Origin of the sequence: Streptomyces sp. NPDC058001 (assembly GCF_042886315.1) — a bacterium.
GTDB lineage: Bacteria > Actinomycetota > Actinomycetes > Streptomycetales > Streptomycetaceae > Streptomyces.
In genome coordinates this window covers 405,432-432,176 of the sequence record NZ_JBHVQT010000004.1, presented here as the reverse complement: position 1 = coordinate 432,176, position 26,745 = coordinate 405,432, and the positions used below count along the sequence as shown (strand labels likewise).

Here is a 26,745-nt window from a genome sequence, read left to right as displayed (position 1 = left end):
CGGATGTGCCGTGAGGTCGTGGGCGGACGTGCCGTCAGGCCACGCGCGGGCGGGGCGCGCCTCCGTGTCGGGCCGCGCTCAGCAGGCCCTTCGCGGTGGTCAGCCAACCGGTGGCGACGATCGCCGCGCCCACCGAGAGCCCGAGGACCCCGTTCAGCGGCAGCGCGATCCCGATGGCGCCGCCCACCACCCACGCCATCTGGAGCAGCGTCTCGGACCGGGCGAACGCGGACGTCCGTACCGTCTCCGGCACGTCCCGCTGGATCAGCGCGTCCAGGGACAGCTTCGCCAGCGCCTGCGAGAAGCCCGCGACCGCCGCCAGGCACGCCACCAGGACCGCGCCGAAGAACACCGCCGCCGTGATCGCCATGCCCAGGACGCCGGCGACGACGGTCACGATGATGACCTCAGGCGCCCGCGCCTTCAGCCACGCGCCGAACGCCGTACCGATCGCGTTGCCCGCGCCCGCCGAGACCCCGACCAGACCGAGGGAGACCGCCGCGCTCTGGCCGGTCAGCGGATGCTCGCGCAGCAGGAACGCCAGGAAGAAGATCAGGAACCCGGAGAGACAGCGCAGTGCCGCGTTGGCGCCGAGCGCGTGGGTGACGGCCGGGCCGACCGTGCGCAGTCCGGGGCGGCGGGCCTTTTTCGTCGGATTCCTCGTGAGGGAACCGCGCAGATGGTCCTCGTCGGCGGCGAGCAGTGCCCTGTCCTCGCCCCGGGCCGAGTCGACCTTGCGGGGCAGCGATATCGACAGGAGCGTGCCCGCGACGAAGATCACGAAGGCACCGTAGAGCGGCCAGCGCACGCCCAGCATGTGCAGCCCGGCGCCGATCGGGGCCGCGACACCGGTGGCCAGGAGGCCGCCGAGCGTGACCCGCGAATTGGCCTTGACCAGCGAGAACCGGGGCGGCAGCAGCCGGGGTACGACGGCGCTGCGCACCACGCCGTACGCCTTCGACGCGACCAGTACGCCGAGCGCCGCCGGATACAGCTCCAGGCTGCCCGTGACGACCGCGCCCGACAGGATCAGCGCGAGCAGGGCGCGGGCGAACATCGCGCCCGCCATCGCCGCCCGGCGCCCGTGCGGCAGCCGGTCCAGGAGCGGGCCGATGACGGGGGCGAGGAGGGTGAAGGGGGCCATGGTGACCGCGAGGTACAGAGCGACCCGGCCGCGTGCCTCGTCGGTCGGCACCGAGAAGAACACCGTGGACGCGAGGGCCACGGTGATCATGACGTCGCCGGCGCCGTTCACGGCGTGCAGCTCGATCAGTTTGCCGAGCCCGGACTCGCCGGCGCCGTGCGCGTGCGTCGCCTTGCGGACTCCCCGCGCGGCGCTCGTGAACGGCATCCGCACGGCATGTCCGACCGCGCGTGCGGCCCGGCGGACCGGACCGGATCCGCCGGTTGAACGGGACGACCTCGCCGCTGCCACCCCGTCATAGTGCCCCCTGAACCTCGTTCGTAGTGCGGTTGCCGCGCGTACGGCGGTGGCACGGGGGTTGAACGGCCGTAGCCGTACCGCGGGCCGGGCGAAGAGGGACCGGACGACGAGACGAGGGGTCGGGCGACGAGGGACCATAGAACAAGGGACCGGACAACAAGCAGGACAACAAGAAGGACACGGCGCCGTACGCCGGTGTGGGCCCAGCGCCCCGGAGGGGGTAGCGTGCGTAGCGCGCCTGCGGCGGTTGGTCTTGGCCGCGCGCCTCTCCGTCATCGCGCAGAATGGATGATGTAGGCGCGCCCGAGGCGATCGGGCGCGGACGTCGACGCGGCCCTCCGGTCCGCTCCGTCCGTGTTCCCGATGGTTCCGGCTCTTCCGTCCGGGGGGCGCACCCGTCAGACGGCGTAGGAGAGAAGCGATACCTGTGAGCGCAGCGACAACGCGAAGCCGCACCCCCGACCGCCTGTGCGCCGAGGCGGTGGGGCTTGCCCGGGACGCGGCCGAGGAGGCCGCGGCGCCTGGTGTCGTCGGCGAACATGTCGCGACGCTCGCCGAGGGCGACCGGGTCGTCACCCACCTGTTCGAATGCAAGGAGCCCGGGTACCGGGGCTGGCGGTGGGCCGTGACCGTCGCCCGCGCGTCCCGCGCCAAGGTCGTCACGCTGGACGAGACCGTCCTGCTGCCCGGCTCCGACGCGCTGCTCGCGCCGGAGTGGGTGCCGTGGAGCGAGCGGCTGCGCCCCGGTGACCTGGGGCCCGGTGACCTGCTGCCCACCGAGGCCGACGACCTGCGGCTCGAACCCGGGTACACCGGCGAGGACGAGCCCGTGCCGAACGCGGCCGTGTCCGAGGAGATGGCGGAACTCGCCGAGGCCGAGGACGCCGATCTGACCGCCGGTTCACCCGCCGTGCTCCCCGTCGTGCCGTCCCGTGGCTCGATCGCGTCCGTCGCCGAGGAACTGGGCATGCGCCGCGCCCGCGTCCTGTCGCGGTACGGGCTGCACATCGCCGCTGACCGCTGGGAGGAGTCGTACGGCGCGAAGACGCAGATGGCACAGGCCGCGCCCGCGACCTGTGTGTCCTGCGGGTTCCTCGCGCCGATCGGCGGCTCGCTCGGGCAGGCGTTCGGGGTCTGCGCGAACGAGTTCTCGCCCGCCGACGGTCATCTGGTCTCCCTCTCGTACGGCTGCGGGGGCCACTCGGAGGCCGCCGTGATGCCGGTGCCGCCGCGGCCCGCCCCGCCGGTGATCGACGAGACCCAGGTGGACGTGCTCCCGCTGCGCCCCGAGCCGGACTCGGGCTCCGTCGAGACGGGTTCGCCTGCCGAGGAACTGGGCCATTCCTGAGGTCACCCCGGGGCGCGGTACCTTCGGGCGCTGACGCGAGTAGCGTCGGCCCTGTGCCGAGCGAGGGCAGCGTCCCGAGCGTCCCGCGACAAGGAGTGACCCGTGAGCAAGTTCGTGCGGCCGGCCCCCGAAGGGGCGGACCCGTTCGGGACGGCCCGGCTGCGGCGCGGGGTGCTCGACGCCTGGGGCGCCAGTCCCGCGCGGTTCCGTGAGGACGCCAACGCCGAGGAGGACCTCGCGCTCGGCGGCTACCGGGACCGTCTCGTCGTGGAACTGGCGCAGAACGCCGCCGACGCCGCGGCCCGCGCCGGCGCCCCCGGCCGGCTCCGCCTCACGCTCCACGAGGACGTCCTCGTCGCCGCCAACACCGGCGCCCCGCTGGACGCGGCCGGTGTCGAATCCCTCGCCACGCTGCGCGCGTCGGCGAAGCGCGACGACGCGCCGCAGGGCGCCGTCGGCCGGTTCGGTGTCGGTTTCGCCGCCGTGCTCGCCGTCTCCGACGAACCCGCCGTCGTCGGCCGCTCCGGAGGCGTCCGCTGGTCGCTCGCCGAGGCCCGCGCCCTCGCCGCCGAGCACGCGCAGCGAGCCGCCGGGGGCCCCGGACTCACCGAGGAATTGCGCCGCCGCGACGGCCATGTCCCGCTGCTGAGGCTCCCGTTCCCCGCCGAGGGCACCGCCCCGGACCCGTACGACACGGTCGTGATCCTGCCGCTGCGGGACGCCGCCGCGCGGGATCTCGTGGAGCGGCTGCTCGACGCCGTGGACGACGCGCTGCTGCTCGCCCTGCCGGGCCTGGAGGAGGTCGTCGTGGAGGCCGGGGGAGCGGTCCGTACGCTGCGCCGTCGCCTCGCGGAGCCTTACACGGTCGTGGAGGACACCCGGGACGGGATCTCGCGCTGGCGCACCGTCGCACGGCACGGCTCGCTGGCGTCCGAGCTGCTGGTGGGGCGGCCCGTCGAGGAGCGGCTACGGCCCTTCTGGTCCGTCACCTGGGCCGTCCCGGTCGACGGCGACGGCGCCCCGCAACGGCCCCGTACGGCACCGGTCGTACACGCCCCGACCCCCAGCGACGAGGCCCTCGGCGTCCCGGCGCTGCTCATCGCGTCGTTTCCGCTGGACCCCACCCGGCGGCACGCGGCGCCGGGCGCGCTGACCGACTTCCTGGTGGACCGCGCCGCCGACGCGTACGCCGAACTCCTCGCCGCCTGGCGCCCCGTCGGGCCCGGCGTCATCGACCTGGTGCCGGGGCCGCTCGGCAAGGGCGAGCTGGACGGCGCCCTGCGACAGGCGGTCCTCGCACGACTGCCCCGCACCCCTTTCCTGCCGCCCGCCCTGCCCGGCCGGCCCGATGGGGAAGTGCCCCAGGACTGGGAACGTCTCGACGCACTGGACGGGGATCCCGTATCGGCGACCGCGTCCGAGGGCACCGCCCTGCGCCCCCGTGACGCCGAGGTGGTCGAGGGCGCCGGCGCCGACACCGTGCGGGTCCTCGCCGAGGTGCTGACCGGCCTGCTGCCCGCCGGGCTCGAACGCCGCGTCGAACTGCGCACCCTCGGGGTCGCCCGCGTCCCGCTGACCGAGGCCGTCGACCGGCTCGCGGGTCTGGAGCGCGAACCCGAGTGGTGGTGGCGCCTGTACGACAGCCTCGCGGGCGTCGACCCGGACCGGCTCAGCGGCCTGCCCGTGCCGCTCGCCGACGGCTCGACCAGGATCGGGCCCCGGCAGATCCTGCTGCCCGCGCCGGGCGTGAGCGGCGCCGACGATCTCACCGGACCGGCGTCCCTCGCCCGGCTCGGTCTGAAGGTCGCCCATCCGGACGCCGTCCATCCGCTGCTCGAAAAGCTCGGCGCGCTCCCCGCCACACCCCGCTCCGTACTGACGACCCCGCAGGTACGCGCCGCCGTCGCGGCATCCCTCGACGACGACACCTGGGCGCTCGACGAGGACGGTACGGGGGCGCTCGGTGCCGACGAACTGGCCGAGGTCGTCCTCGCGCTGGTCCGGGACGCCGGTCTGGAACCGGGTGACGAGCCCTGGCTCGGCGCCCTCGCCCTCGCCGACGAGTCCGGCGAACTCGCCCCGGCCGGTGAACTGGTGCTGCCCGGTAGCGCCTTCGCCTCCGTTCTGCGCGAGGGCGAGATCGAAGCGGTGGACGGGGAACTGGCCGACCGCTGGGGAGAACAGCCCCTGGCCGCGTGCGGAGTCCTCGCCGACTTCGCGCTCGTCCGCGCCACCGATGTCGTCCTCGACCCCGATGAACTGGAGCCCCGCGAAGGCGACTTCGCCCAGCCCGACGATCCCGGGCTGCTCGACGCCGTCGACGTCTGGTGCGAGGACGTCCTCGACCGGCTCCCGGACACACCGGTCCCGCCGGTCGCCACCGAGATCGTCGCCGTACGGGACCTCGACCTGGTGGACGACGACCGCTGGCCGCAGGCGCTCGCGCTGCTCTCCCGCCCACCGCTGCGCGACGCGCTCACCGAGCCCGTACGGATCCTGCTGCCCGACGGCACCACGGAGATTGTCCGCCCGTACACCGCGTGGTGGCTGCGCGGCCACCCCGTGCTCGAAGGGCGCAGGCCCGCCGGACTCCGCTCGGCCGGCGGCGACCCGCTGCTCGCCGGTCTGTACGAGTCGGCGGACGCTGCGGGCTTCGACGACGAGCAGGTCCTGCGTGCCCTCGGCGTCCGCACCTCGGTCGCCGCGCTCCTTGACGAGCCCGGCGGCGCCGCCGAACTCCTCGACCGGCTCGCCGACCCCGACCGGGATGTCACGGCCGCCCAACTCCACGCCCTCTACAGTGCGCTGGCCGACCTCGACCCCGAACAGGTGACCCTCCCGGAGGAGCTGCGGGCCGTCGTGGACGGCCGGGTCACGGTGGTGGACGCGGCGGACGCCGTCGTCGCCGACTCACCGGACCTGTTGCCGCTCGCCACCGGCGTCCCGCTGCTCCCGGTCCGCCCGTCCCGCGCGGCCGACCTCGCCGAACTGTTCCAGGTACGACGCCTCGGCGAGACGGTCACCGCCGAGGTCACGGGTGACGGCGTGGAGCATCCGGTGCCCGGGTCGGTCCGTACGCTGCTCGGTCCCGCGACCCCGGTCACGTACACCGAGCACGAGGAACTCCTCGTCGGCGGGGTCGAGTTGGACTGGCACCGGACGGCGGACGGCACCGTGCACGCCGCGACCCTGGAGGGCGTCGCCGCGGGCCTCGCCTGGGCAGCGGGCCAGTGGCCCCGCCGCTTCGAGGTGGCCGCCCTCCTCGAAGACCCGTCCCGCACCGACGAACTGGCCCGCGACCGCTGGTTCGACTGACGACCCCGACCGTCACCGGCACCGTCACCCAAACCTCGATTCATACAATCTGCACATCCGTGTACAACCGTTTACACCCGTCGCAGGTCTCGTCTGTGGAGTCACCAGACTCCACCGACGACTCTGTAACTGGGGAACCCATGCGCATACGTGCCTCTGTCGCCGTCGTGACCGGCGCTCTGGCCCTGACCGCCCTGACCGTGCCCGCTGCGCAGGCGGACGGCCCGGGTGCCGTCACCAAGAGGGTGACTCCGTTCGCGGCCCAGGGCCCGGCGGACGACTCCTACGGCGACACCAAGGTTTCCAACGTCGTGGTCAACGGCGGCAAGAACGTCGTCCTCGGCACCGCCACGAAGAAGACCTTCACGGTCAGTTTCACGGCCACCGACAACACGGGCATCGCTTTCGGGGACATCATCCTGTGGCACGGCCCGGACCTCGACCACCTCGACAATGTCGTCTTCTCCAACGAGGACGAGTCGACGTGCACCAAGGTCAACGCGACCACCTCCACCTGCAAGAGCACCTTCACGGTCGACGTGAAGACGGACTACTTCTACAACTCCGAAGCGGGCAGCTGGAAGACCTCGGTCTTCGCCCAGGCCAACGACGGTGACTACATCGACAAGGACAACGCGAAGACCTGGCGTCTTCAGCGCGCGTCCAAGCTCACCGTGAACGCCTCCCCCGAGCCCGTCAAGAAGGGCAAGACGCTCACTGTCACCGGCGCCCTGACCCGGGCCAACTGGGAGTCCCTGAAGTACGCGGGCTACACCCAGCAGTCCGTGCAGCTGCAGTTCCGCAAGAAGGGCAGCAGCACCTACTCGACGATCAAGACGATCAAGTCGGACACCAAGGGCAACCTGAAGACCACGGTCAAGGCGTCCACCTCCGGTTACTGGCGCTATGTCTTCGCCGGCACCTCGACCACCCCGGCCGTCAAGGCCACCGGTGACTACGTCGCGGTGAACTGACGCACGTCACACGGTGACCTGACACAGGTCACACCCGGACGCGGCGGTCGACCACTCTCCACAGGAGTTCCAGGACGGCCGCCGCGACCGCGGCGATCCCCACCGCCACCCACGGCATCGTGGTCCCGACGAGCTTCAGCGCGAAGAAGTGCTGGAGCCAGGGCACGACCAGTACCAGCAGGAACCCGGCGCCCATCGCGGCGACCAGGCAGACCCGCCACCAGGTGTATGGGCGGGCGATGATGCCAAGCACCCACATCGAGATCAGGAACAGCGTGAGGGTCGCCGCGCTGGTCTCGGCGTCGAGGGAGCCGGCCCCGCTGTAGTGGTGCCGGGCCACCAGATACGTCACGAAGGTCGCGACCGCCGCGATGACACCGCCCGGAATCGCGTACCGCATCACCCGCCGTACGAAGTGGGGCTGGGCCCGTTCCTTGTTGGGCGCGAGGGCCAGGAAGAACGCCGGGACGCCGATGGTGAGCGTCGACAGCAGCGTCAGATGCCGGGGCAGGAACGGGTACTCGACCTGCCAGCACACCACGAAGATCGCGAGCAGCACCGAGTACACCGTCTTGACCAGGAACAGTGTCGCCACGCGCGTGATGTTGCCGATGACGCGGCGGCCCTCCGCGACGACGGACGGCAGCGTCGCGAAGCTGTTGTTGAGCAGCACGATCTGGGCGACCGCGCGGGTCGCCTCGGACCCGGAGCCCATCGCGACACCGATGTCGGCGTCCTTGAGCGCCAGCACGTCGTTGACGCCGTCGCCGGTCATCGCGACGGTGTGCCCGCGGGACTGGAGCGCGCCGACCATGTCCCGCTTCTGCTGCGGCGTGACCCGGCCGAACACGGTGTGCTCGTCCAGGGCCTCAGCCATCGCGTCCCGCTCATCGGGCAGGGTCCGCGCGTCGACGGTGTTCGCGGCGCCCGGCAGCCCCAGCTTCCCGGCGACCGCGCCGACCGACACGGCGTTGTCGCCGGAGATGACCTTGGCGCGGACGTCCTGGTCGGCGAAGTAGCGCAGGGTGTCGCCCGCGTCGGGCCGCAGCCGCTGCTCCAGGACGACCAGGGCGGTGGGCCGGGCGCCCTCCTTCACCTCGGGGTCGTCCAGCTCCTTGGTGGCGCGGGTGAGCAGCAGGACCCGCAGACCCTGCTCGTTGAGGTGCTCGATCTCGGCGAGCGCCGGATCATCGGCGGGCAGCAGCACATCGGGCGCGCCGAGCAGCCAGGTGCTGGTGTCCCCGTCGCTCTCGCCGAAGCTCGCGCCGCTGTACTTACGGGCCGACGAGAACGGCAGCGACTCGGTGCAGCGCCATCCGGTGGCGTCCGGGTAGGCGTCGATGATGGCCTGGAGGGACGCGTTGGGCCGGGGATCGGACGCGCCGAGGGCGCCGAGCACGGTGTGGACGTACCCCTCGTCCGAGCCGTTCAGGGCGCGCAGCTCGGTGACGTCCATGCCGCCCTCGGTGAGCGTGCCCGTCTTGTCGAGGCAGACGGTGTCCACGCGCGCGAGACCCTCGATGGCGGGAAGTTCCTGCACGAGGCACTGTTTCCGGCCGAGCCGGATGACGCCGATCGCGAAGGCGACGCTCGTCAGCAGCACCAGCCCCTCGGGCACCATCGGCACGATGCCGCCGACGGTCCGCGCCACGGAGTCCTTGAAGTTGTTGTTCTTGACGACGAGCTGGCTGATGATCAGCCCGATCGCGGTCGGGACCATCATCCACGTCACGTACTTGAGGATGGTGGAGATGCCCGTACGCAGCTCGGAGTGGACGAGCGTGAAGCGGGACGCCTCTTCGGCGAGCTGCGCCGCGTACGCCTCTCGGCCGACCTTCGTCGCGGTGAACGCGCCGCCGCCCGCGACGACGAAGCTGCCGGACATGACCGCGTCACCGGGCTGCTTCACGACGGGGTCGGCCTCACCGGTGAGCAGCGACTCGTCGATCTCCAGGCCGTCCGCCTCGACGCAGGTGCCGTCCACGACGACCTTGTCGCCCGGCCCGAACTCGATGACGTCGCCGAGCACGATCTCGGAGGTGGAGATCTCGCTGGCGGTCCCGTCCCGGCGCACCGTCGGCCGGGCCTCGCCGATGACGGCGAGACTGTCCAGGGTCTTCTTCGCCCGCAGCTCCTGGATGATGCCGATGCCGGTGTTCGCGAGGATCACATAGCCGAAGAGGCTGTCCTGGAACGGCGCGACGAACATCATGATCACCCAGAGCACGCCGATGATCGCGTTGAACCGGGTGAAGACGTTCGCGCGGACGATCTCCTTGGTGGAGCGGGAGCTGCGGACGGGGACGTCGTTGACCTCGCCCCGGGCCACCCGTTCGGCGACCTCGGCCGTGCTCAGACCGGTCGCCGAGAGGGCGACAGGTATCGGCACCGGATGTACGGGATCGAGTTCGGCGCCCGCGTCGATATGCGTCATGCCTCTGACGGTACGTAACGAAAGTGCGGTTCACCCGCCGGGGGCCCCAAAGATCCGACCACGGGAGGAGGAATTTTCGCGAAAGGCGGTCCTGTGGGTGTACTCAACCCTGAGACGCGGGCGCGTTCCGGGTGGCGGCGTCGCGCTTGATGGCCGCGTCCCGCTTGCGCACGTACCAGATCCCGATCAGTCCGAGTCCGCCGCCGGCCAGGCAGGTCCACAGCCACCACAGGTGCCCGTGGTCGTCGAACCAGCCGTAGAAGGGGAGCTGGGCGAGGAAGAGGACGAACCAGAGGATCGTGCCGCCCACGATGGTGGGCACCACGGGGCCTTCCAGGGGCTCCGGCGCCTCGTGCCGGGGGGTCCACTTCTCCATGCGCACAGCTTACGGGGGCCTTACCGGGTCCCTGTCGGAGCCCCGTACAGCGCCTGTCCATGTGCCTGTCTACGCGCGGAGATGGCGTTGACCCCCTTGATATGTTCATACTGAACCGGTTCCGGAATGGCCCGTTTTCTTCGTACGAACATACAACTGAGGTTACGCATGTCCCCCTCGGCCACCGCCAAGGTCGACGCAGCGGCCGAGCCGCCTGCGCCCCAGTCGCCCACCAACGGGCTGGACCGTTTCTTCAAGATCTCCGAGCGGGGCTCCAGCGTCCCCCGGGAGATCCGTGGCGGCTTCGCCACCTTCTTCGCGATGGCCTACATCATCGTGCTGAACCCGATCATCCTCGGCAGCGCGAAGGACATGTACGGGCACCACCTCGACAACGGCCAGCTGGTCACCGCCACCGCCCTCACCGCGGCCTTCACCACCCTCCTGATGGGCGTCATCGGCAATGTGCCGATCGCGCTGGCCGCCGGACTCGGCGTGAACACGGTGGTCGCCCTCCAGCTCGCGCCCCGGATGTCGTGGCCCGACGCGATGGGCATGGTCGTGCTCGCGGGCTTCGTCGTGATGTTCCTGGTCGCCACCGGGCTGCGAGAGCGCGTCATGAGCGCGGTGCCGCTGGGGCTGCGCAAGGGCATCGCGATCGGTATCGGCCTGTTCATCATGCTGATCGGCCTGGTCGACTCCGGTTTCGTCTCGCGCATCCCGGACGCCGCCCACACCACCGTGCCGCTCCAGCTCGGCGGCGACGGACACCTCAACGGGTGGCCCATCCTGGTCTTCGTCCTCGGCACCCTGCTCACCCTCGCGCTGCTGGTGCGCAGGACGCCCGGCGCGATCCTCATCTCCATCGTCTCGATGACGGTCCTCGCGGTGATCATCGAGGCGGTCGCGAAGGTGCCGTCCTGGGGTCTGACGACGCCCAAGTGGCCCGGCAGCCCGGTCGCCACACCGGACTTCGGCCTGGTCGGCAAGGTGAGTCTGTTCGGCGGCTTCGACAAGGTCGGCGTCCTCACCGGCGTCCTCTTCGTCTTCACCGTGCTCCTGTCGTGCTTCTTCGACGCGATGGGCACGATCATGGGCATCAGCGACGAGGCCAAGCTGACCGACGCCGAGGGCAATCTGCCCGGCATCAACAAGGTGCTCTTCGTGGACGGCATCGCCGTCGCCGCCGGTGGCGCCTCCTCGTCATCGGCGACCACCTGCTTCGTGGAGTCCACGGCGGGCGTCGGCGAGGGCGCGCGCACCGGCTTCGCGAACGTCGTCACCGGCGGCCTCTTCACCGTCGCGCTGTTCCTGACCCCGCTCGCCACGATGGTGCCGTCCCAGGCGGCGACCCCCGCGCTGCTCGCGGTCGGCTTCCTGATCCTGTCCGGCTCGATCCGGCAGATCGACTGGGACGACTGGACGATCGCGATACCGGCGTTCGTGACGATGGTGATGATGCCGTTCACCTACTCGATCACCAATGGCATCGGCATGGGCTTCCTCACCTTCACGGTGCTGCGCCTGGCGGCGGGCCGCGCGCGCGAGGTGCCGGTCGCGATGTACGTGGTGTCGGCGGTCTTCGGCTTCTACTACCTGATGCCGGCGCTCGGGCTGACCTGAGGCACGGTGCCGGGCTGCCCGGCGGCCGTCCCCCGGCCGGGGTCCTCGGCCGGGAGTGGCTCCGGGGACGTCCCGTAGAACCGTTCCGTCTCCTCGACGGCCGCGCTGAACCGCGCGTCGAAGTCATCACGAATGAGCGTCCCGACGACATAGTCCTGGACGCTCATTCCCCTTCTGGCGGCATGCCGCCGGAGCCGTTCGAGCAGCTCCTCGTCTATCCGCAGGCTGAGCACTGTGGTCCCCATAGGGACGAGGGTCGCCGCCCCGACCCCGGCGATGGGTCACTTTCCGCATCCGACTCACTCGTACGGGTGATGGTGAGATGAAGTGTGCGGACTCACGCGTATCGCGGTGGTCTTTAGAGAGAGTAATGAGTTACGCTAAAGACTATGCCTGACCTTAGCCATGGCGACGACGCAGCCGCCGTGAACGCGCTGCGCTCAGCGGTGATGCGGTTGTCGCGCCGACTCAAACACCAGCGGGTGGACGAGTCGCTGAGCCCGACCGAGATGTCGGTGCTCGGCACCCTCGCCCGCTGCGGCTCCGCGACGCCGGGTGAGCTGGCCCGCAAGGAGCATGTGCAGCCGCCGTCGATGACCCGCATCGTCGCGTTGCTCGAAGCCAAGGATCTGGTCAAGCTGGAGCCGCACCCCGAGGACCGCCGCCAGAAGGTCGTCACGCAGACCGAGCGAGCCGAGGCCATGCTCGAAGAGAGCCGCCGCCGGCGGAACGCGTGGCTGGCCGGCCTGGTGGAGGACCTGGACGAGGACGAGTGGGCGAAGTTGCGCGCCGCCGCCCCCGTGTTGGAGAAGCTCGCCCACCTCTGACCCTCGACGCCCAGGAGGCGAACGCTTTTGAGTACGGGACCCGGAGCAGACTCCGCACCCGCACCTTTGCCCGACCCCGACCAGCCCGGTATACCGGGCGACCCCGCGCCCACCCGGCGCGGCAGCATGTTCTCCTCGCTGAAGATACGTAACTACCGGCTCTTCGCCTCGGGCGCCGTCGTCTCCAACACCGGCACCTGGATGGCGCGCATCACCCAGGACTGGCTGGTCCTCAGTCTCACCGGCTCGTCCGCCGCCGTGGGTGTCACCACGGCGATGCAGTTCCTGCCGATGCTGCTCTTCGGGCTGTACGGCGGGGTGATAGCCGACCGGTTCCCCAAGCGGCGGCTGCTGTTCATGACCCAGGGCGCGATGGGTCTCGGGGGACTGTTCCTGGCCGTGATGACCCTCAGCGGCAACGTCGAGGTCTGGCACGTGTACATAACGGCGTTCTTCACCGGCCTGGTCACCGTGGTCGACAACCCGACCCGGCAGTCCTTCGTCTCGGAGATGGTCGGCCCCGAGCAGGTGCGTAACGCGGTCAGCCTGAACTCCGCCAACTTCCAGTCCGCGCGACTGCTCGGCCCCGCCGTCGCGGGCGTGCTGACCGCCGCCGTAGGACCCGGCTGGGCGTTCCTCGCCAACGGCCTGTCGTTCATCGCCCCCCTCACCGGCCTGATGCTGATGAGAACCGCCGAACTGCACCACACGCCCCGCACCCCGCGCGGCAAGGGCCAGCTCCGCGAGGGCCTTCAGTACGTCTCGAAGCACCCGGAGCTGATCTGGCCGATCGTCCTGGTCGGATTCGTCGGCACCTTCGGCTTCAACTTCCCGATCTGGCTGAGCGCCTTCGCCGACGACGTCTACCACGGCGGGTCGGGGATGTACGGCATGTTCAACACCCTGATGGCCGTCGGCTCGGTCGTCGGCGCCCTGCTCGCCGCGCGGCGCGCCACCTCACGGCTGCGGGTCCTGGTCGGGGCCGCCGTCCTCTTCGGCGTCCTCCAGGTCGCGGCGGCGTTCGCGCCCTCGCTCTGGCTGTTCGTCCTACTCCTGGTCCCGATCGGCATCGTCGGCCTGACGACCAACGTCACCGCCAACTCCTCGGTCCAGATGGGGACGGATCCCGAGATGCGGGGCCGGGTGATGAGCCTGTTCATGATGGTCTTCGTCGGCGGCACCCCCCTGGGCGGCCCACTGTTCGGCTGGCTCACGGACGCGTACGGGGTCCGCCTGAGCTTCGCGGTGGGCGGCCTGGTCTGCGCCCTCGCGGCCCTGGCCATCGGCCTCATCCTGGCAAGAGCGGCCAACCTCCGCCTGAAAGTCGACCTGCGCAGGGGCCGGCAACACGTCCAGTTCGTACCGAGAGAGGAACTGGCACCAGCGGCGTGACGGTACTCCGGTCACCCGGAAGACTGACGGCATGAGACTCTTCGCCGCCGTTCTGCCGCCGGCCCCCGTGACCGCCGAACTCGGGCGGGCCGTCGACCCGTTGCTCGCATTCCCGGGCGCCGGTGATCTGCGGTGGACGGGGCGGCCGGGGTGGCATCTGACCCTTGCCTTCTACGGCGAGGTCCCGGACGACGCCGTACCGGAGCTGACCGAACGGCTGACGCGGGCCGCGCACCGTACCGCGCCGTTCCCCCTCGCCCTGCGCGGCGCGGGCCTCTTCGGCGAGCGGTCCCTGTGGGCCGGGGTCGCCGGGGACACCCGCGCGCTGCGGCACCTCGCGGACCGCTCGGAGGCCGCCGCGCGCCATGCGGGGCTGCCGACCGAGGAACACCACCGGTTCCGCCCGCACCTCTCGCTGGCCCGCAGCCGCATGGCCCCCGTCGACTTCGGCCCGTATGTCGCCGGGCTCGACGGATTCACCGGAAGCGAGTGGACCGTGGGCGAGCTGGCCCTGGTCCGCAGCAACCTGCCGCGCGGCGGCGTACCGGGGGAGCAGCCCCGTTACGAGACGGTCGCCGCACCGCCGCTCGAAGGCGCCCGTTAACCTCGGACACGTGGACCCCAAAACCCGTAACCGGATCATGGCCGGTGTGCTCGTGCTGATGTTCCTCGTGGTGGCCGTGGCGGCAGCGGCCGGCGGATGACCGACCGCGACCGCCACGTGCACCGGTGGTGACCCCTACCAGGCGAACGCCTCCGGGGAAGGACCCGGACCCGGGAAGATCTCGTCCAGGGACTTCAGCAGCTCGTCCGACAGTTCGAGTTCGGCCGCCCGCAGCGCCGATTCCAGCTGCTCGGTCGTGCGCGGCCCGACGATCGGCCCGGTGATCCCCGGCCGCGTCAGCAGCCACGCGAGGGCCACCTCGCCCGGCTCCAGACCGTGCTTGGCGAGCAGATCCTCGTACGCCTGGAACTGCGCGCGCGCCGTCGGGTCGGCCAGCGCCTCTGCGGCCCGCCCCGACGCGCGCCGGCCGCCCTCGGTCTCCTTGCGGATCACCCCGCCGAGAAGACCGCCGTGCAGCGGGGACCAGGGGATGACCCCGAGCCCGTAGTCCTGCGCGGCCGGGATGATCTCCATCTCGGCGCGGCGCTCGGCGAGGTTGTAGAGACACTGCTCGCTGACCAGACCGAGGGTGCCGAGGCGCAGCGCCGTCTCGTTGGCCTGGGCGATCTTGTAGCCGGGGAAGTTGCTGGATCCGGCGTAGAGGATCTTGCCCTGCTGGACCAGGACGTCGACGGCCTGCCAGATCTCCTCGAAGGGAGTGCTCCGGTCGATGTGGTGGAACTGGTAGATGTCGATGTACTCCGTCTGGAGCCGCTTCAGGCTCGCCTCGACGGCCCGTCGGATATTGACGGCGGAGAGCTTGTCGTGGTTGGGCCAGGCGTCACCGTCGCCTGCCATGTTCCCGTACACCTTGGTCGCGAGGACGACCTTGTCCCGGCGGTCGCCGCTCTGCGCGAACCAGGAGCCGATGATCGATTCGGTACGGCCCTTGTTCTCGCCCCAGCCGTAGACATTGGCGGTGTCGAAGTAGTTGATCCCCGAGGCCAGCGCCGCGTCCATGATGGCGTGACTGTCGGCCTCGTCGGTCTGAGGACCGAAGTTCATGGTGCCGAGGACGAGTCGGCTGACCTTGAGTCCCGTGCGTCCGAGCTGCGTGTACTTCATTCCCCCAGCCAACGACCTGGAGCCCACTCCAGGCAAGACCAACCGCCTCCGGCGCGTCAGTCGCGGGGGAAGTCGGCGGTGGCGAGGGTGAGCCCTTCGAGGGGGCCGCCGAGGTCGATGTCCCGGCCGAAGGTGACGGTGGTCTCGACGGTGTAGTCGCCGTCCTTGGGCTCGGAGTAGAGGTGGCACCTGCCCTGGTAGGGGTCGGCGATCAGGTAGACGGGTACGCCGGCTTCGGCGTACGCGACCTTCTTCGGGCCGTAGTCGTTGGCGGCGGTGCCCCGGGAGATCACCTCGGTGATGAACTCGATGTCCTCAACATGCCATCGGCCGTTGCCATCCTGCGTTGCGGTGTGCCGGAGCAGAGCCACGTCGGGGCAGAAGATGTTTTGGTCGCCGGGAAAGTCGATGCGGACATCCGACAGCACTTTGACGTTCATGCCGAATTGGTCTTCGAGCGCCCGCACGATCCGGCGGATGATCTCCCAGTGCGCAGCACGCTGAGGGGTCATAAAGAAGGTTCCCCCGACGATCTCGGCCTTGTATCCCTCGGGGACGGACACTTGCTCGAACAAGTCGTCGAGGTTTGACATGTCTCCGTCGGCCATCTCGATCCTGTCGGTCTCTGCGACGGTCATCGTGGCGCTCCTCCCCGGCCATACTCGGTCCTGTATGGCCGCGCAGTACAACGATACGCACGGTGAATGGGTTACGCGGGCGGCCCGCCCATGTCCCACCCCTGATACAGGGCACTCGCGAACGCCGCCGCCACCTTCCGCTCACCGGCCCCATTGGGGTGGGTCCCGTCATACGTGTCGTGGTCGATGTCGTACTGCGACGGCGGTGAGGCGAGCAGAAGAGGGGAACGGGGCTCGTCCAGGTCGGCGACCGTCTTGGCGAGGAGTTCGTTGAAGAGGGCGACCTCGGCGGCGAAGTCCGCGTCGTCGCGGGCGCGGACGTTGGGGATGACCGGCAGGACCACCATCCGGATCCGCGGGTTCGCCGCGCGGGCCTCGGTCACGAAGCGGCGGACGTTCTCGGCGGTCTGCCGGGCGTCCGTGTAGAAGCCGAGGTCGATCAGACCGAGGGCGACCAGCAGGACGTCCGCCCGCCGCACCCGTATCTCCTCACGGATCACCGGCGCCATATGCGTCCATCCCTCGCCCCAGCCGGCGAGATGGGCGCGCGGAAACTCCGGGTCGGCGTACTCGTACGACGACGGCTCCGCGCACGCCATGTCGTACAGCGCCTCACGCGGCCCCACAATCTTGAACGGCCCGTCCAACGTCTCCCGCAGGTGCTCCCACAGCCGAAACCGCCAGGTGTGATCGCCCGCGCTACCGATGGTCTGAGAATCGCCGACGAACATGAACCTGAGCATCGGGTCATCATGGCGGATCGGTGGGGGCGGTGGGGGCGGCAGGGGCGGTGGGGGTACATGGCGCATCTCACGGCTCCGCAGGACTCCGAACGCCCACCGTCGTTAAGGGAACCCCTCGCTGTTAAGGGAACCCCTCGCTGCGGTGCCGCCCCCGGCACCCCCTACCTCCCGCACCCGACACCTCCAAGGCCCGAACGCCCAGTGGGATGGCAATCTTGGGGCATGCGTTCGTATCTGTCGGCTGCTGGGGTCGTGCTGTTCGCCGCCCTGACCATTCCGCTCATCCCCGCCTCCGCCTCGGCCGAGGACATCGGGGCCGGTGGCTTCACGCTCAAGGATCCGCGGATCACCGAGTCCAGCGGGCTTGCCGCGTCCCGTACTCACCCGGGCGTCTACTGGACGCACAACGACAGCGACGACGGCGCGTATCTGTACGCGGTCGACGCCCGCACCGGTGAGACCGTCGCCACCGTGACGATGAGCGGCGTCGGCAGCCCCCGCGATGTCGAGGCCATCTCGCTGGGCCCCGACGGAAAGCTCTACGTCGGCGACATCGGCGACAACCTCGACGGCTCCTGGGACCACGTGTGGATCTACACGCTCCCCGAGCCGAAGGAGCTGCGCGACCAGACCGTCAAGGCCACGCAGTACGACGTGCGGTACGCGGACGGCGCCCGTAACGCCGAGGCGCTGATGGTGCATCCGAAGACCGGGCGGGTCTACATCGCCGACAAGAAGGAGGACGGCGGCTCCCTGTACGAGGGCCCGGCCCAGCTGTCCACGACCGGTACCAACGTGTTCCGGCGGATCGCGGCGACCGATCTGTGGGTGACGGACGGCGCGTTCTCACCCGACGGCACCCATCTGGCGCTGCGCGGTTACTTCGGCGGTGTCCTGTTCTCCTGGCAGGACGGCAAGCCCAAGCGGCAGGGGCGGCTCAGCGTCCCCCTCCAGGGCCAGGGCGAGTCCGTCACGTACACACCCGACGGAACGACCCTCCTGTACGGGAGCGAGGGCGAGCAGTCGGCGGTGCAGCCGGGGAAGGTGCCGGGCGCCGAGGGCGGGGCTTCGGCGGACGGGAGCGACCCGAAGGGCGACGGCGCGGATTCCGGCGCCGACGGGATGACCGCCGACTTCAAGGTGGGCGCCCTCGCCCTGGCCGTCGGACTCGCCGTGGTCTTCGGGCTGAAACGGCTGCTCCGGAGAGGCTAAGAGTTCCCGAGAGGCTAGGAGTTCCCGGGCGCCCGGCCCGGTGCCGTGTCGCCCGCCGCCTCCGGAGTCCGCAGCCGTACCTCGTAGTACACGTCCTTGTCCCGCTGGATCTTGTGCGCCAGCGAGACGATTACGCCGTGCGTCACGGGGTACTTGCGGCGGATCACCTTGGCCGCGTGCCGGAACTCGTCGCTGCCCTCGTCCAACTCCCGTACCCGCGCCTTCACCTCGGGTCCGGTCGGCTTGCCGCGCACGGTGGACGGGGCCAGCTCCACCTCGGGGTTGTTGCGCATCCGCTTCACCTTCCACGCCTTGCCGTACGTACGGACAAAGGCGTGGTCGCCCTCGACGGCGATGTTGACCGGGGTGCCGACCCCGGTGCCGTCGCGCTTGTGGCTGGTCAGCAGGGCCGCGTACCGCTTCACGAACGGGGTCAGCGCCCCGCTCGGTTCGTGTGCTGTCGTCATGAGTCCATGGAGGCACGTGACGAGCCGTCTGTCATCCGGCCGGCCACCATCAGCTCCAGTCCGTCGAGGATCCGCTCCAGTCCGAACGTGAAGTGGTCGAAGTCCGGCCCGAAGGTGTCCTCGGACAGCGTCGCCATGTGCGGATAACGCCCGCTCGTCATGACCTTCGCCAGATGAGGTTCCTGCGCAAGCCAGAACTCGGCGTCCGTCAGACCCGTGCGCTGCTCCGCCTCGACCTCGTGCACATGGGTCCGCGCGACCCCGGTGACATACCCGTCGACCAGGAGGATCACCGACAGCATCTCGGGGTCGGTCAGGCCCATCGGGCGGATTCTGCCGATCATCTTCTCCAGGCCGCTCATCGAGCCGGGGCCGAGCACCGGCCGGGCCTGGTTGACCTGGAGCAGCCAGGGGTGCCGCTCGTAGAGGGCGAGGATCTCGCGGGCCCTGATCTCCAGCGCCTCGCGCCATCCCGCGTCGAACGCCTCAGGTTCCTCGGCCGGCGCCTGCACCCGGTCCAGCATCAGGTCGAGCAGCTCGGCCTTGCCCGGGATGTAGCGGTAGAGGGACATCGTGCCGGTGCCCAGCTCGGTGGACAGGCGCCGCATCGAGACGGCGTCCAGCCCCTCGGCGTCCGCGATCCGGGTCGCCGCGTCCACGATCCGGTCCAGCGTGAGCGCGGGTTTGGGGCCCCGGCTGGGACGGTGGCCGGTGTCCCAGAGCAGTTCCAGGGTGCGTTGGATGTCACCGCTGCCGCTGCGGGGCGCGCTGCCGTCGCTGCCGTCCTTGCCGCTGTCCTTGCCGGTCGTAGCGCCCGCCGTGGGGTCCGCCGTAACGCCCGTCGTGGGATCCGCCGTGGCGCCCGCCGTGGGGCCCTTGCTCGCCTTGCTCGCCATGGGTCCAGCTTAATCGGTGGCAACCTGAATTGGGTGCGGTGTACTCTCAATAGAGTACGGTGTACTCAGTTGATGGTGATCGGTCGGGTGATCGGTCGACGGAGCCGACGGAGGGTTGGAGCCGATGGAGGGGATGAGCACGTTGCGCGAGGGCGGCTACCCGGACGGGTACGCGGTGAGAGCCGAGGGGCTGGAGAAGCGGTACGGCGAGAAACGGGCCCTGGACGGCTTCGACCTCGCCGTCCGCGCGGGCACGGTGCACGGCCTCCTGGGGCCGAACGGCGCGGGCAAGACCACCGCCGTACGCATCCTGTCCACCCTGATCAGAGTGGACGGCGGCCGGGCCCGGGTCGCCGGGCTCGACGTGGCGAAGGACCCGCGCGCGGTGCGCGGCCGTATCGGTCTCACCGGTCAGTACGCGGCGGTGGACGAGGTCCTCACCGGCCGCCAGAACCTGGAGATGTTCGGCCGGCTCTTCCACCTCGGCGGGCACCGCGCCGCCCGTCGCGCGACCGAACTCCTCGCCCGATTCGGCCTCGCGGACGCCGCCGACCTGGGCGTCGCCAAGTACAGCGGCGGTATGCGCCGGCGGCTCGACCTCGCCGCCTCGGTGATCCTCACACCGGACGTCCTCTTCCTGGACGAGCCGACGACCGGACTCGATCCGCGCGGCCGGGGCGAGGTCTGGGACACCATCCGGGACCTGGTCGCGGCCGGCACCACCGTGCTGCTGACCACGCAGTACCTCGACGAGGCCGACAAACTCGCCTCGCACATCACCGTGATCGACCAGGGGCGGGCCATCGCCGACGACACCCCGGACGGTCTGAAGAACACCGTCGGCGGCGACCGTATCGAGGTCGTCGTCGCCGAGGCCGCCGACATCCCGCGCGCGGTGAAGGCCGTCGCCCGGGTCAGCGACGGCGAACCCGGCACCGACGAGACCGAGCGCCGGGTGCACGCCCCGGTCACCGATCGCGTGGCCGCGCTCACCGAGGTGGCCCGCACCCTTCAGGACGACGGTGTCGCCGTCGAGGACATCGGGCTGCGCCGACCCAGCCTGGACGACGTGTTCCTGACCCTGACGGGACACCGGACGGAGGGGAAGGCATGAGCGTCACGACGAAGGCGGCCAAGGCGACGAAGGCGGCCGGGACGGCGGGGGCGGCGGGGGCGGGCGGGGCGACCGACGACGACCGGCTCGGCGCGGCCCCCGGCGACTCCCACGGCCGCCTGTACTGGGCGGTCGCCGACTCCTGGAACCTGGTGCGCCAGGGCCTCACCCACTTCCGCCGCCAGCCGGCCTTCATCGCCTGGCAACTCGGCTTCCCGATCATCTCGGTGCTCCTGTACGGCTATGTCTTCGGCAGCGCGATGGTCGTCCCCGGCGGCGGCGACTACCGGGACTTCCTGATGCCGGGCATGTTCGTCATGACGATGACCTTCGGCTTCATCAACACCGCGGTGATCGTCGCCACCCAGAGCACCAAGGGCGTGATCGACCGGTTCCGCTCCATGCCGATGGCGCCGTCCGCGGTCGTCAACGGGCGGGGCATGACCGATCTCCTGGTCGCCTGTGCCGAGTTGGCGATCCTGATGCTGACCGCGCTGGCCATGGGCTGGCGGCCGGACGGTCCGCTGGGTGTCCTCGGGGCGTTCGGACTGCTGATGCTGCTGCGGTTCGCGCTGATCTGGGTCGGCGTCTGGCTCGGCCTCCTGGTGCCCAACCCGGAGGCGGCGGGCAACCTGTTCGCGGTCGCCTTCCCGCTGACGATGATCTCCAGCATCTTCGTCGCCCCGCAGCTCATGCCGGACTGGCTCGGCTGGGTCGCCGCCTGGAACCCGGTCTCCTCGACCGCGATAGCCGCCCGCGAACTCCTCGGCAGCCCGGTCGGCGGCGGGACCTCCTGGATCGAGCAGAACGGTCCGCTGATGGCGGTGGTGTGGCCGCTGGTCCTCACCGCGATATTCCTGCCGCTGGCGGTACGGAGGTTCCAGCGGCTGAGCCGGTGACGTACACGGGTGACGTGCACCGGTGCGCGTACGGGGAGCTGCGTACGGGGGTGCGTACGGGTGTCTGTACGGGTGTGGGTACGGGGACGGGGTGGGCGGCACCCACCGGTGCCGTCCACCCCGTCCCCGTAACAGGCGCTCGGGCGCCCTCGGTCAGAGCTGCTCGATGACGTAGTCCACGCACTTCGTGAGCGCCTCGACGTCCGCCGGGTCGATCGCCGGGAACATCGCCACGCGCAGCTGGTTGCGGCCGAGCTTGCGGTACGGCTCGGTGTCGACGATGCCATTGGCGCGCAGCACCTTGGCGACCGCCGCCGCGTCCACGTCGTCCGCGAAGTCGATGGTGCCGATGACCTGCGACCGCTTCGCCGGGTCCGTGACGAACGGGTTCGCGTACTTGATGTCCTCGGCCCAGCCGTACAGCGTCCGCGCGGACGTCGCCGTGCGGCGCGTCGACCAGTCGAGACCGCCCTGGCCGTTCAGCCAGTTCAGCTGCTCGCCGAGCAGGAACAGCGTGGCGAGCGCGGGGGTGTTGTACGTCTGGTTCTTGCGGGAGTTGTCGATCGCCGTGGGCAGCGAGAAGAACTCCGGCACATGCCGGTCGCTCGCGTGGATCCGCTCGGCACGCTCGATCGCGGCGGGCGAGAACACGCCGATCCACAGACCGCCGTCGGACGCGAAGGACTTCTGCGGCGCGAAGTAGTACACGTCGGTCTCGGCGATGTCCACGGGCAGACCGCCCGCGCCGGACGTCGCGTCCACCAGAACGAGTGACCCCTCGTCCGCGCCGGAGACCCGCTTGATGGGCATCGCGACACCGGTCGAGGTCTCGTTGTGCGTGAAGGCGTACACGTCGACGCCCGCCTCGGCCGCCGGGTCCGGGTGCGTACCCGGGTCCGATGCGATGACCGTCGGGTCCGCGAGCCAGGGCGCGAGCTTCGCGGCCTTCGCGAACTTCGACGAGAACTCGCCGAACGACAGGTGCTGCGACTTGGACTCGATGAGCCCGTGTGTCGCGATGTCCCAGAAGGCGGTCGAGCCGCCGTTGCCCAGGATCACCTCGTACCCGTCGGGCAGCGCGAACAGGTCGCGTACGCCCTCGCGGACCCGGCCGACCAGGTTCTTGACGGGGGCCTGCCGATGGGAGGTGCCGAGCAGAGAGGTACCGGTGGCGGCGAGCGCGTCCAGCGCCTCCGTACGCACCTTCGAGGGGCCCGCGCCGAAACGGCCGTCCGCGGGCTTGATGTCAGCGGGAATCTGGATCTCAGCCACGGAACGAGCCTAGCCGCTCGCCGAGCGCACCCGGGTGCGCTGTCCGTGGGATGAGACGAGGGTGTCACCCCACGGACGGTGCCTCGTCCATGCTGGTGCCATGACCGATTCCGATCAAGACGGGGCAGGAGAACTGGCGGCGAGGCTGCGGGGCGTGGTGCGGGGTGAGGTCGACTTCGGGGTCACCGCACGGGCGTTGACCACGATGGACGCGTCCAACTACCGGCGCGTCCCGGTGGGCGTGGTCGCGCCCCGGGACGCGGACGACGTGATCGCGGCGCTCACCGTGTGCCGGGAACACGGCGTGCCGGTCGTCGCGCGCGGCGGCGGCACCTCGATCGCCGGCCAGGCCACCGGCACTGGCGTGGTCCTCGACTTCACCCGGCATCTGAACCGGCTGGTCTCCCTCGACCCCGGGACCCGTACCGCGGTGGTCCAGCCCGGTCTGGTCCTGGACCGGCTCCAGGAGGCGGCGGCACCGCACGGGCTGCGGTTCGGCCCCGATCCGTCGACGCACGGCCGGTGCACGCTGGGCGGGATGATCGGGAACAACTCCTGCGGTTCGCACTCGGTGGCGTACGGGACGACCGCCGACCAGGTCCGCGAACTGACCGCCGCTGTCTGCGGCCCCGAGTCCGTCGGCCTTCATCGGCTGGGCCGCGGCTGGTCCGGCGCCCCCGACGCGCTGCGCCCCCTCGTGGACGGCGACCTGGCCCTCCTGCGCACCGGCTTCCCCGATCTGCCGCGCCGGATCTCCGGGTACGCGCTCGACGCGCTGCTGCCCGAGAACGGCGCCGATGTGGCGCGTTCGCTCTGCGGTTCCGAGGGCACCCTCGGGATCGTCACCGAGGCGACCGTCCGGCTCGTCGATGCACCCCGCGCGCGTGCGCTCGCCGTGCTCGGGTACGCTGACGAGGGCGCGGCGGCCGACGCGGCGGCCGGGCTGCTGCCGTACGGTCCGCTCACCGTCGAGGGCATGGCGGCCGACCTGGTGCCGGCCGGTACCGGCGGGCTGCCCGGCGGCGGGGCCTGGCTGTTCGTCGAGACGGGCGGCGACAGCGCGGCGCAGGCACGCGCGCGGGCCGACGCGATCGTGCGGGCCGCCGACGTCGTGGACTCGGTCGTGGTGACCGACCCGGCCGGGCAGCGCGCCCTGTGGCGGGTCCGCGAGGACGCCAGCGGGACCGCGACCCGGATGCCCGACGGCAGCGAGGCGTGGCCCGGCTGGGAGGACTGCGCGGTGCCGCCCGCGCGCCTGGGCGCCTATCTCCGGGAGTTCCGGGCGCTGCTGTCCTCGTACGGGCTGCGCGGCACGCCGTACGGGCACTTCGGGGACGGCTGCATCCATGTGCGGATCGACTTCGATCTGCTGAGCGCGGAGGGGGTCGGCCGGTTCCGGGCGTTCTCGGGCGACCTCGCGGACCTCGTCGTCGCGCACGGCGGGTCCCTCTCCGGTGAGCACGGCGACGGGCAGGCCCGCGCGGAACTCCTGCCGAGGATGTACGGCGCCGAGATGGTGGGGCTGTTCGAGCGCGTGAAGGCCGCGTGGGACCCGGACGGCGTCCTGAACCCGGGCATCCTGGTGCGCCCCGCCCGCCTGGACGAGAACCTGCGCTTCGCCGTCCTGCCGCGCCGCCCGGTCGACGTCGCCTTCGGGTACCCGCACGACGGCGGCGACTTCGGGGCGGCGGTGCGGCGGTGCGTGGGGGTGGCCAAGTGCCGTACGGAGGCGGTGGTCGCGGGATCCGGCGCCTCCGGGGGTTCGGGGGGCTCGGGAGTCATGTGTCCGTCGTACCGGGTCACCGGCGAGGAGGAGCACTCCACGCGTGGGCGCGCGCGAATGCTGCACGAGATGCTGGCGGGCATGGCCGGTGCCCCGGACGCCGTGGTGAAGGACGGCTGGCGGTCGACCGAGGTACGGGACGCCCTTGACCTGTGCCTGTCGTGCAAGGGGTGCCGTTCGGACTGCCCGGTGGGCGTCGACATGGCCACGTACAAGGCGGAGTTCCTGCACCACCACTACGCGGGCCGCAGGCGTCCGGCGGCGCACTACGCGCTGGGGTGGCTGCCGCGCTGGCTGCGCGCGGTGTCGGCGACCCGTACGGCGCCGCTGGTCAACGCCCTCGCGCGCGTGCCTTTGCTGACGTCGGTGGCGAAGCGGCTGGGCGGTATCGCGCCGGAACGCGACATCCCGCGCCTGCCGCGCGAACCGCTGACGCGCTGGTTCACGCGCCGGACCCCGTCCGGCACGATGATCCTGTCCACCAGTGAACTCGCGGTGCTGTGGCCGGACACGTTCACGAACCATCTCGCGCCGGAGGTGGGTAAGGCGGCGACACGGGTCCTGGAGGACACGGGCCGCACGGTGGTACTGGCGCCGACCGGAGTGTGCTGCGGCCTGACATACCTCTCGACGGGCCAACTCGACCGCGCGCGAGCGGTGTTGCGCCGCACCCTTGACCTCATGGAACCGGCCCTCCTCGGCCTCCCCGTCACGGTCCTCGAACCGAGCTGTGCGGCGGCGCTGCGAGCGGACCTGCCGGAGCTGCTGCCGGACGACCCGCGCGCGCGGGAACTCGCCGATTCGGTACGGACGTTCGCCGAGGCCCTGGAGGAACTGGCCCCCGACTGGCGCCCCCCGCTCGTCTCGCGCCCGGTCGCGGGCCAGACCCACTGCCACCAGCACGCGGTCCTGGGCGACGCGGCGGACCGCCGGCTGCGCGAGGCCGCCGGCCTGACCGGCACCCTCGCGGCGGGCTGCTGCGGCCTGGCGGGCGACTTCGGCTTCGCACGCGGCCACTACGAGATCTCGAAAGCCTGCGCCGACGAGACCTTGCTCCCGTCGGTCGAGGCGTCCCCGGACGACGCGGTCGTCCTGGCGGACGGCTACTCGTGCCGTACGCAGTTGGAGCAGTTGGGGGGTCGGCGGGGGCGGCACATGGCGGAGGTGTTGGCGGCGGCGCTGGACGAATCGCCGCGTGACGCCTCAGGTCACTCCGCACGTGACTCCCCGCGCGCGGGAGGTACTTCGGGCTGATCCCCTTTGGTGGAGATGGCCTTTGGTGGGCGTGGCCCTTGGTGGACAGGGCGCTCAGTGGGTGTCGATCACCTCGTGGATCAGGTGGACGAAGGCTTGCAGGGAAGGGTGGGTCGGGCTGGGGCGCCAGGTCAGGGTGACCGGGAGCGGCGGGGCATCCGGGAGGGGGACGTAGGTCACCGAGGTGTGCGGGTGCATGTCCGCGGTGGCCGTTGTCGTGATCCCGATGGCGCAGGTCGCCGCGATGGCCGCCAGCCAGTCGTCCGTGTTCGCCACAGGAATCGTCGACGTCGGGCGGATCTCCGGAGGCCAGAGGTCGAGTGCCGTCGAGCCGGACACCCTGTTGAGGGCGATCGTGCGGTCGGACAGGTCGGCGAGGGTGAGTTCCGCGCGGCCCGAGAGCGGGTCGTCCGAGGGCAGGGCGGCCACCCGGGACTCCTCGTACAGGAACTCGGTGACCAGGCCCGGCACCCGTACCGGGCCTCGCAGCAGCGCCGCGTCGACAAGCCCGCGCGTGAGGCCCGCCGTCCGGTCGTCGATCCGGAGGAGTTCGAGCGGCACCTTGGGGTGCGTCTGGCGCCAGCGCCGCAGCAAAGGCGTGGTGTACGGGCCCGCCGCCGACCACGCGTGCCCGACCCGCAGCGGCCGGTGCGCCGCCCGCCCCGTGTCGAGGGCGTCCTCGAACGCCGCCACCGCGACCACCGCCCGCTCCCGGAACGCGCGCCCCTCCGCCGTCAGCTCCAGGTGATGCGTCGACCGGTCGACCAGGCGGACGCCCACTGCGCTCTCCAGCGCCGCCAGCGTGCGGGACACGGCGGGCTGCGTCAGCCGCAGCCGGGCCGCCGCGCGCGTGACGTTGCCTTCTTCGGCGATCGCCAGGAAGCAGCGCAGATGCCGAATCTCAAGAGCCCGGAGACCGCTCATGGCCGCCAGCCTGCCATGGCGGCGACCGTCATGCGTACGGTGCATAACGGGAGCGCGCTCGGCATTTCCCAGGGCGGGGCG

The 26,745-nt window shown here is 71.1% G+C and carries 22 protein-coding genes; 11 read left to right on the top strand and 11 right to left on the bottom strand.

Annotation, left to right across the window (positions count from 1 at the left end; genetic code table 11):
• Positions 1–34 precede the first annotated feature (34 nt).
• Positions 35–1,435 carry an MFS transporter gene (locus tag ACFVT5_RS11710; protein ID WP_389884648.1) on the bottom strand — a complete coding sequence of 467 codons (1,401 nt, stop codon included), beginning with the start codon at positions 1,433–1,435 and terminating at the stop codon, positions 35–37.
• Positions 1,436–1,871: 436 nt separating this feature from the next.
• On the opposite strand from ACFVT5_RS11710, the gene ACFVT5_RS11705 reads away from it, so the two are divergent.
• The 3 genes from ACFVT5_RS11705 (at position 1,872) to ACFVT5_RS11695 (ending at position 7,081) form a co-directional block, all read left to right on the top strand.
• Complete coding sequence (locus ACFVT5_RS11705; protein ID WP_389884645.1) at positions 1,872–2,792, top strand: DUF3027 domain-containing protein; 921 nt, start codon at positions 1,872–1,874, stop codon at positions 2,790–2,792.
• Positions 2,793–2,894: 102 nt separating this feature from the next.
• Positions 2,895–6,107 carry a sacsin N-terminal ATP-binding-like domain-containing protein gene (locus tag ACFVT5_RS11700; RefSeq protein ID WP_389884642.1) on the top strand — a complete coding sequence of 1,071 codons (3,213 nt, stop codon included), beginning with the start codon at positions 2,895–2,897 and terminating at the stop codon, positions 6,105–6,107.
• A gap of 140 nt (positions 6,108–6,247) precedes the next feature.
• The gene (locus ACFVT5_RS11695) at positions 6,248–7,081 is read left to right on the top strand and encodes a DUF5707 domain-containing protein (protein ID WP_389884639.1); all 834 of its coding nucleotides are present in this window, start codon (positions 6,248–6,250) and stop codon (positions 7,079–7,081) included.
• Positions 7,082–7,109: 28 nt separating this feature from the next.
• Here ACFVT5_RS11695 and ACFVT5_RS11690 read toward each other — a convergent pair whose 3' ends face one another.
• Both ACFVT5_RS11690 and ACFVT5_RS11685 read right to left on the bottom strand, forming a co-directional pair.
• Positions 7,110–9,515 (bottom strand): HAD-IC family P-type ATPase, encoded by a 2,406-nt coding sequence (locus tag ACFVT5_RS11690; RefSeq protein ID WP_389884636.1) that lies wholly within the window; start codon positions 9,513–9,515, stop codon positions 7,110–7,112.
• A 103-nt stretch (positions 9,516–9,618) separates the two neighbouring features.
• Entirely contained in the window at positions 9,619–9,891 is a 273-nt protein-coding gene (locus ACFVT5_RS11685) for a DUF2530 domain-containing protein (RefSeq protein WP_389884633.1), read from the bottom strand.
• 168 nt (positions 9,892–10,059) lie between these two features.
• Between ACFVT5_RS11685 and ACFVT5_RS11680 the strand changes: the two genes are divergently transcribed.
• Complete coding sequence (locus tag ACFVT5_RS11680; RefSeq protein WP_389884630.1) at positions 10,060–11,514, top strand: NCS2 family permease; 1,455 nt, start codon at positions 10,060–10,062, stop codon at positions 11,512–11,514.
• Here ACFVT5_RS11680 and ACFVT5_RS11675 read toward each other — a convergent pair.
• A complete protein-coding gene (locus ACFVT5_RS11675; protein ID WP_389884627.1) occupies positions 11,484–11,759 on the bottom strand; it encodes a ribbon-helix-helix protein, CopG family in 276 nt (91 codons plus the stop codon). The two genes, ACFVT5_RS11680 and ACFVT5_RS11675, sit on opposite strands and share 31 nt — an antisense overlap.
• A gap of 144 nt (positions 11,760–11,903) precedes the next feature.
• Between ACFVT5_RS11675 and ACFVT5_RS11670 the strand changes: the two genes are divergently transcribed.
• Genes ACFVT5_RS11670 through thpR form a run of 3 tightly spaced genes read left to right on the top strand, consistent with a single transcriptional unit; the run spans position 11,904 to position 14,337 of the window.
• Positions 11,904–12,341, top strand: coding sequence for a MarR family winged helix-turn-helix transcriptional regulator (locus tag ACFVT5_RS11670; protein ID WP_389884624.1), 438 nt, complete (start codon positions 11,904–11,906; stop codon positions 12,339–12,341).
• A 27-nt stretch (positions 12,342–12,368) separates the two neighbouring features.
• Complete coding sequence (locus tag ACFVT5_RS11665) at positions 12,369–13,733, top strand: MFS transporter (RefSeq protein WP_389884621.1); 1,365 nt, start codon at positions 12,369–12,371, stop codon at positions 13,731–13,733.
• Positions 13,734–13,764: 31 nt separating this feature from the next.
• Positions 13,765–14,337, top strand: a complete 573-nt coding sequence (thpR, locus tag ACFVT5_RS11660; protein WP_389884618.1) for an RNA 2',3'-cyclic phosphodiesterase — start codon at positions 13,765–13,767, stop codon at positions 14,335–14,337.
• A gap of 135 nt (positions 14,338–14,472) precedes the next feature.
• Here thpR and ACFVT5_RS11655 read toward each other — a convergent pair whose 3' ends face one another.
• The 3 genes from ACFVT5_RS11655 to ACFVT5_RS11645 all read right to left on the bottom strand — a co-directional run bounded on the left by ACFVT5_RS11655 (position 14,473) and on the right by ACFVT5_RS11645 (position 16,843).
• The gene (locus ACFVT5_RS11655; RefSeq protein WP_389884615.1) at positions 14,473–15,462 is read right to left on the bottom strand and encodes an aldo/keto reductase; all 990 of its coding nucleotides are present in this window, start codon (positions 15,460–15,462) and stop codon (positions 14,473–14,475) included.
• 56 nt (positions 15,463–15,518) lie between these two features.
• The gene (locus ACFVT5_RS11650) at positions 15,519–16,100 is read right to left on the bottom strand and encodes a Uma2 family endonuclease (RefSeq protein ID WP_389884612.1); all 582 of its coding nucleotides are present in this window, start codon (positions 16,098–16,100) and stop codon (positions 15,519–15,521) included.
• A 71-nt stretch (positions 16,101–16,171) separates the two neighbouring features.
• On the bottom strand, positions 16,172–16,843 hold the full coding sequence (locus ACFVT5_RS11645) for a GDSL-type esterase/lipase family protein (RefSeq protein ID WP_389884609.1): 672 nt from the start codon (positions 16,841–16,843) through the stop codon (positions 16,172–16,174).
• Positions 16,844–17,065: 222 nt separating this feature from the next.
• Here ACFVT5_RS11645 and ACFVT5_RS11640 point away from each other — a divergent pair, with 222 nt between their 5' ends.
• Positions 17,066–18,055, top strand: coding sequence for a WD40 repeat domain-containing protein (locus tag ACFVT5_RS11640; protein ID WP_389884606.1), 990 nt, complete (start codon positions 17,066–17,068; stop codon positions 18,053–18,055).
• A gap of 14 nt (positions 18,056–18,069) precedes the next feature.
• Here ACFVT5_RS11640 and ACFVT5_RS11635 read toward each other — a convergent pair whose 3' ends face one another.
• A complete protein-coding gene (locus tag ACFVT5_RS11635) occupies positions 18,070–18,522 on the bottom strand; it encodes a PPOX class F420-dependent oxidoreductase (protein WP_389884603.1) in 453 nt (150 codons plus the stop codon).
• Positions 18,519–19,418, bottom strand: a complete 900-nt coding sequence (locus ACFVT5_RS11630; RefSeq protein WP_389884600.1) for a TetR/AcrR family transcriptional regulator — start codon at positions 19,416–19,418, stop codon at positions 18,519–18,521. The genes ACFVT5_RS11635 and ACFVT5_RS11630 overlap by 4 nt, the downstream gene beginning before the upstream one ends.
• A 133-nt stretch (positions 19,419–19,551) precedes the next feature.
• On the opposite strand from ACFVT5_RS11630, the gene ACFVT5_RS11625 reads away from it, so the two are divergent.
• Positions 19,552–20,532: an ATP-binding cassette domain-containing protein gene (locus ACFVT5_RS11625; RefSeq protein WP_389884597.1), complete on the top strand. Its 981-nt coding sequence runs from the start codon at positions 19,552–19,554 to the stop codon at positions 20,530–20,532.
• The gene (locus ACFVT5_RS11620; RefSeq protein WP_389884594.1) at positions 20,529–21,431 is read left to right on the top strand and encodes an ABC transporter permease; all 903 of its coding nucleotides are present in this window, start codon (positions 20,529–20,531) and stop codon (positions 21,429–21,431) included. Before ACFVT5_RS11625 ends, ACFVT5_RS11620 begins: the two co-directional genes overlap by 4 nt.
• 153 nt (positions 21,432–21,584) lie before the next feature.
• Here ACFVT5_RS11620 and serC read toward each other — a convergent pair whose 3' ends face one another.
• The gene (gene serC / locus ACFVT5_RS11615) at positions 21,585–22,703 is read right to left on the bottom strand and encodes a phosphoserine transaminase (RefSeq protein WP_389884592.1); all 1,119 of its coding nucleotides are present in this window, start codon (positions 22,701–22,703) and stop codon (positions 21,585–21,587) included.
• Between the two features lie 100 nt (positions 22,704–22,803).
• On the opposite strand from serC, the gene ACFVT5_RS11610 reads away from it, so the two are divergent.
• A complete protein-coding gene (locus ACFVT5_RS11610; RefSeq protein WP_389884589.1) occupies positions 22,804–25,740 on the top strand; it encodes an FAD-binding and (Fe-S)-binding domain-containing protein in 2,937 nt (978 codons plus the stop codon).
• A 54-nt stretch (positions 25,741–25,794) separates the two neighbouring features.
• On the opposite strand, the gene ACFVT5_RS11605 is transcribed toward ACFVT5_RS11610, so the two are convergent.
• Complete coding sequence (locus ACFVT5_RS11605; protein WP_389884586.1) at positions 25,795–26,664, bottom strand: LysR family transcriptional regulator; 870 nt, start codon at positions 26,662–26,664, stop codon at positions 25,795–25,797.
• Positions 26,665–26,745 lie beyond the last annotated feature (81 nt).

Excerpts from the sequence above, each read along its gene's own strand:
- ACFVT5_RS11620 (WP_389884594.1), top strand. The coding sequence starts at position 20,529 with ATGAGCGTCACGACGAAGGCGGCCAAGGCGACGAAGGCGGCCGGGACG.
- ACFVT5_RS11640 (WP_389884606.1), top strand. The coding sequence starts at position 17,066 with ATGCGTTCGTATCTGTCGGCTGCTGGGGTCGTGCTGTTCGCCGCCCTG.
- ACFVT5_RS11635 (WP_389884603.1), bottom strand. The coding sequence starts at position 18,522 with ATGACGACAGCACACGAACCGAGCGGGGCGCTGACCCCGTTCGTGAAG.
- ACFVT5_RS11630 (WP_389884600.1), bottom strand. The coding sequence starts at position 19,418 with ATGGCGAGCAAGGCGAGCAAGGGCCCCACGGCGGGCGCCACGGCGGAT.
- ACFVT5_RS11625 (WP_389884597.1), top strand. The coding sequence starts at position 19,552 with ATGAGCACGTTGCGCGAGGGCGGCTACCCGGACGGGTACGCGGTGAGA.
- ACFVT5_RS11650 (WP_389884612.1), bottom strand. The coding sequence starts at position 16,100 with ATGACCGTCGCAGAGACCGACAGGATCGAGATGGCCGACGGAGACATG.
- ACFVT5_RS11645 (WP_389884609.1), bottom strand. The coding sequence starts at position 16,843 with ATGCTCAGGTTCATGTTCGTCGGCGATTCTCAGACCATCGGTAGCGCG.
- ACFVT5_RS11680 (WP_389884630.1), top strand. The coding sequence starts at position 10,060 with ATGTCCCCCTCGGCCACCGCCAAGGTCGACGCAGCGGCCGAGCCGCCT.
- thpR (WP_389884618.1), top strand. The coding sequence starts at position 13,765 with ATGAGACTCTTCGCCGCCGTTCTGCCGCCGGCCCCCGTGACCGCCGAA.
- ACFVT5_RS11670 (WP_389884624.1), top strand. The coding sequence starts at position 11,904 with ATGCCTGACCTTAGCCATGGCGACGACGCAGCCGCCGTGAACGCGCTG.
- ACFVT5_RS11655 (WP_389884615.1), bottom strand. The coding sequence starts at position 15,462 with ATGAAGTACACGCAGCTCGGACGCACGGGACTCAAGGTCAGCCGACTC.
- ACFVT5_RS11675 (WP_389884627.1), bottom strand. The coding sequence starts at position 11,759 with ATGGGGACCACAGTGCTCAGCCTGCGGATAGACGAGGAGCTGCTCGAA.
- ACFVT5_RS11685 (WP_389884633.1), bottom strand. The coding sequence starts at position 9,891 with ATGGAGAAGTGGACCCCCCGGCACGAGGCGCCGGAGCCCCTGGAAGGC.
- ACFVT5_RS11690 (WP_389884636.1), bottom strand. The coding sequence starts at position 9,515 with ATGACGCATATCGACGCGGGCGCCGAACTCGATCCCGTACATCCGGTG.
- ACFVT5_RS11695 (WP_389884639.1), top strand. The coding sequence starts at position 6,248 with ATGCGCATACGTGCCTCTGTCGCCGTCGTGACCGGCGCTCTGGCCCTG.
- ACFVT5_RS11610 (WP_389884589.1), top strand. The coding sequence starts at position 22,804 with ATGACCGATTCCGATCAAGACGGGGCAGGAGAACTGGCGGCGAGGCTG.
- ACFVT5_RS11605 (WP_389884586.1), bottom strand. The coding sequence starts at position 26,664 with ATGAGCGGTCTCCGGGCTCTTGAGATTCGGCATCTGCGCTGCTTCCTG.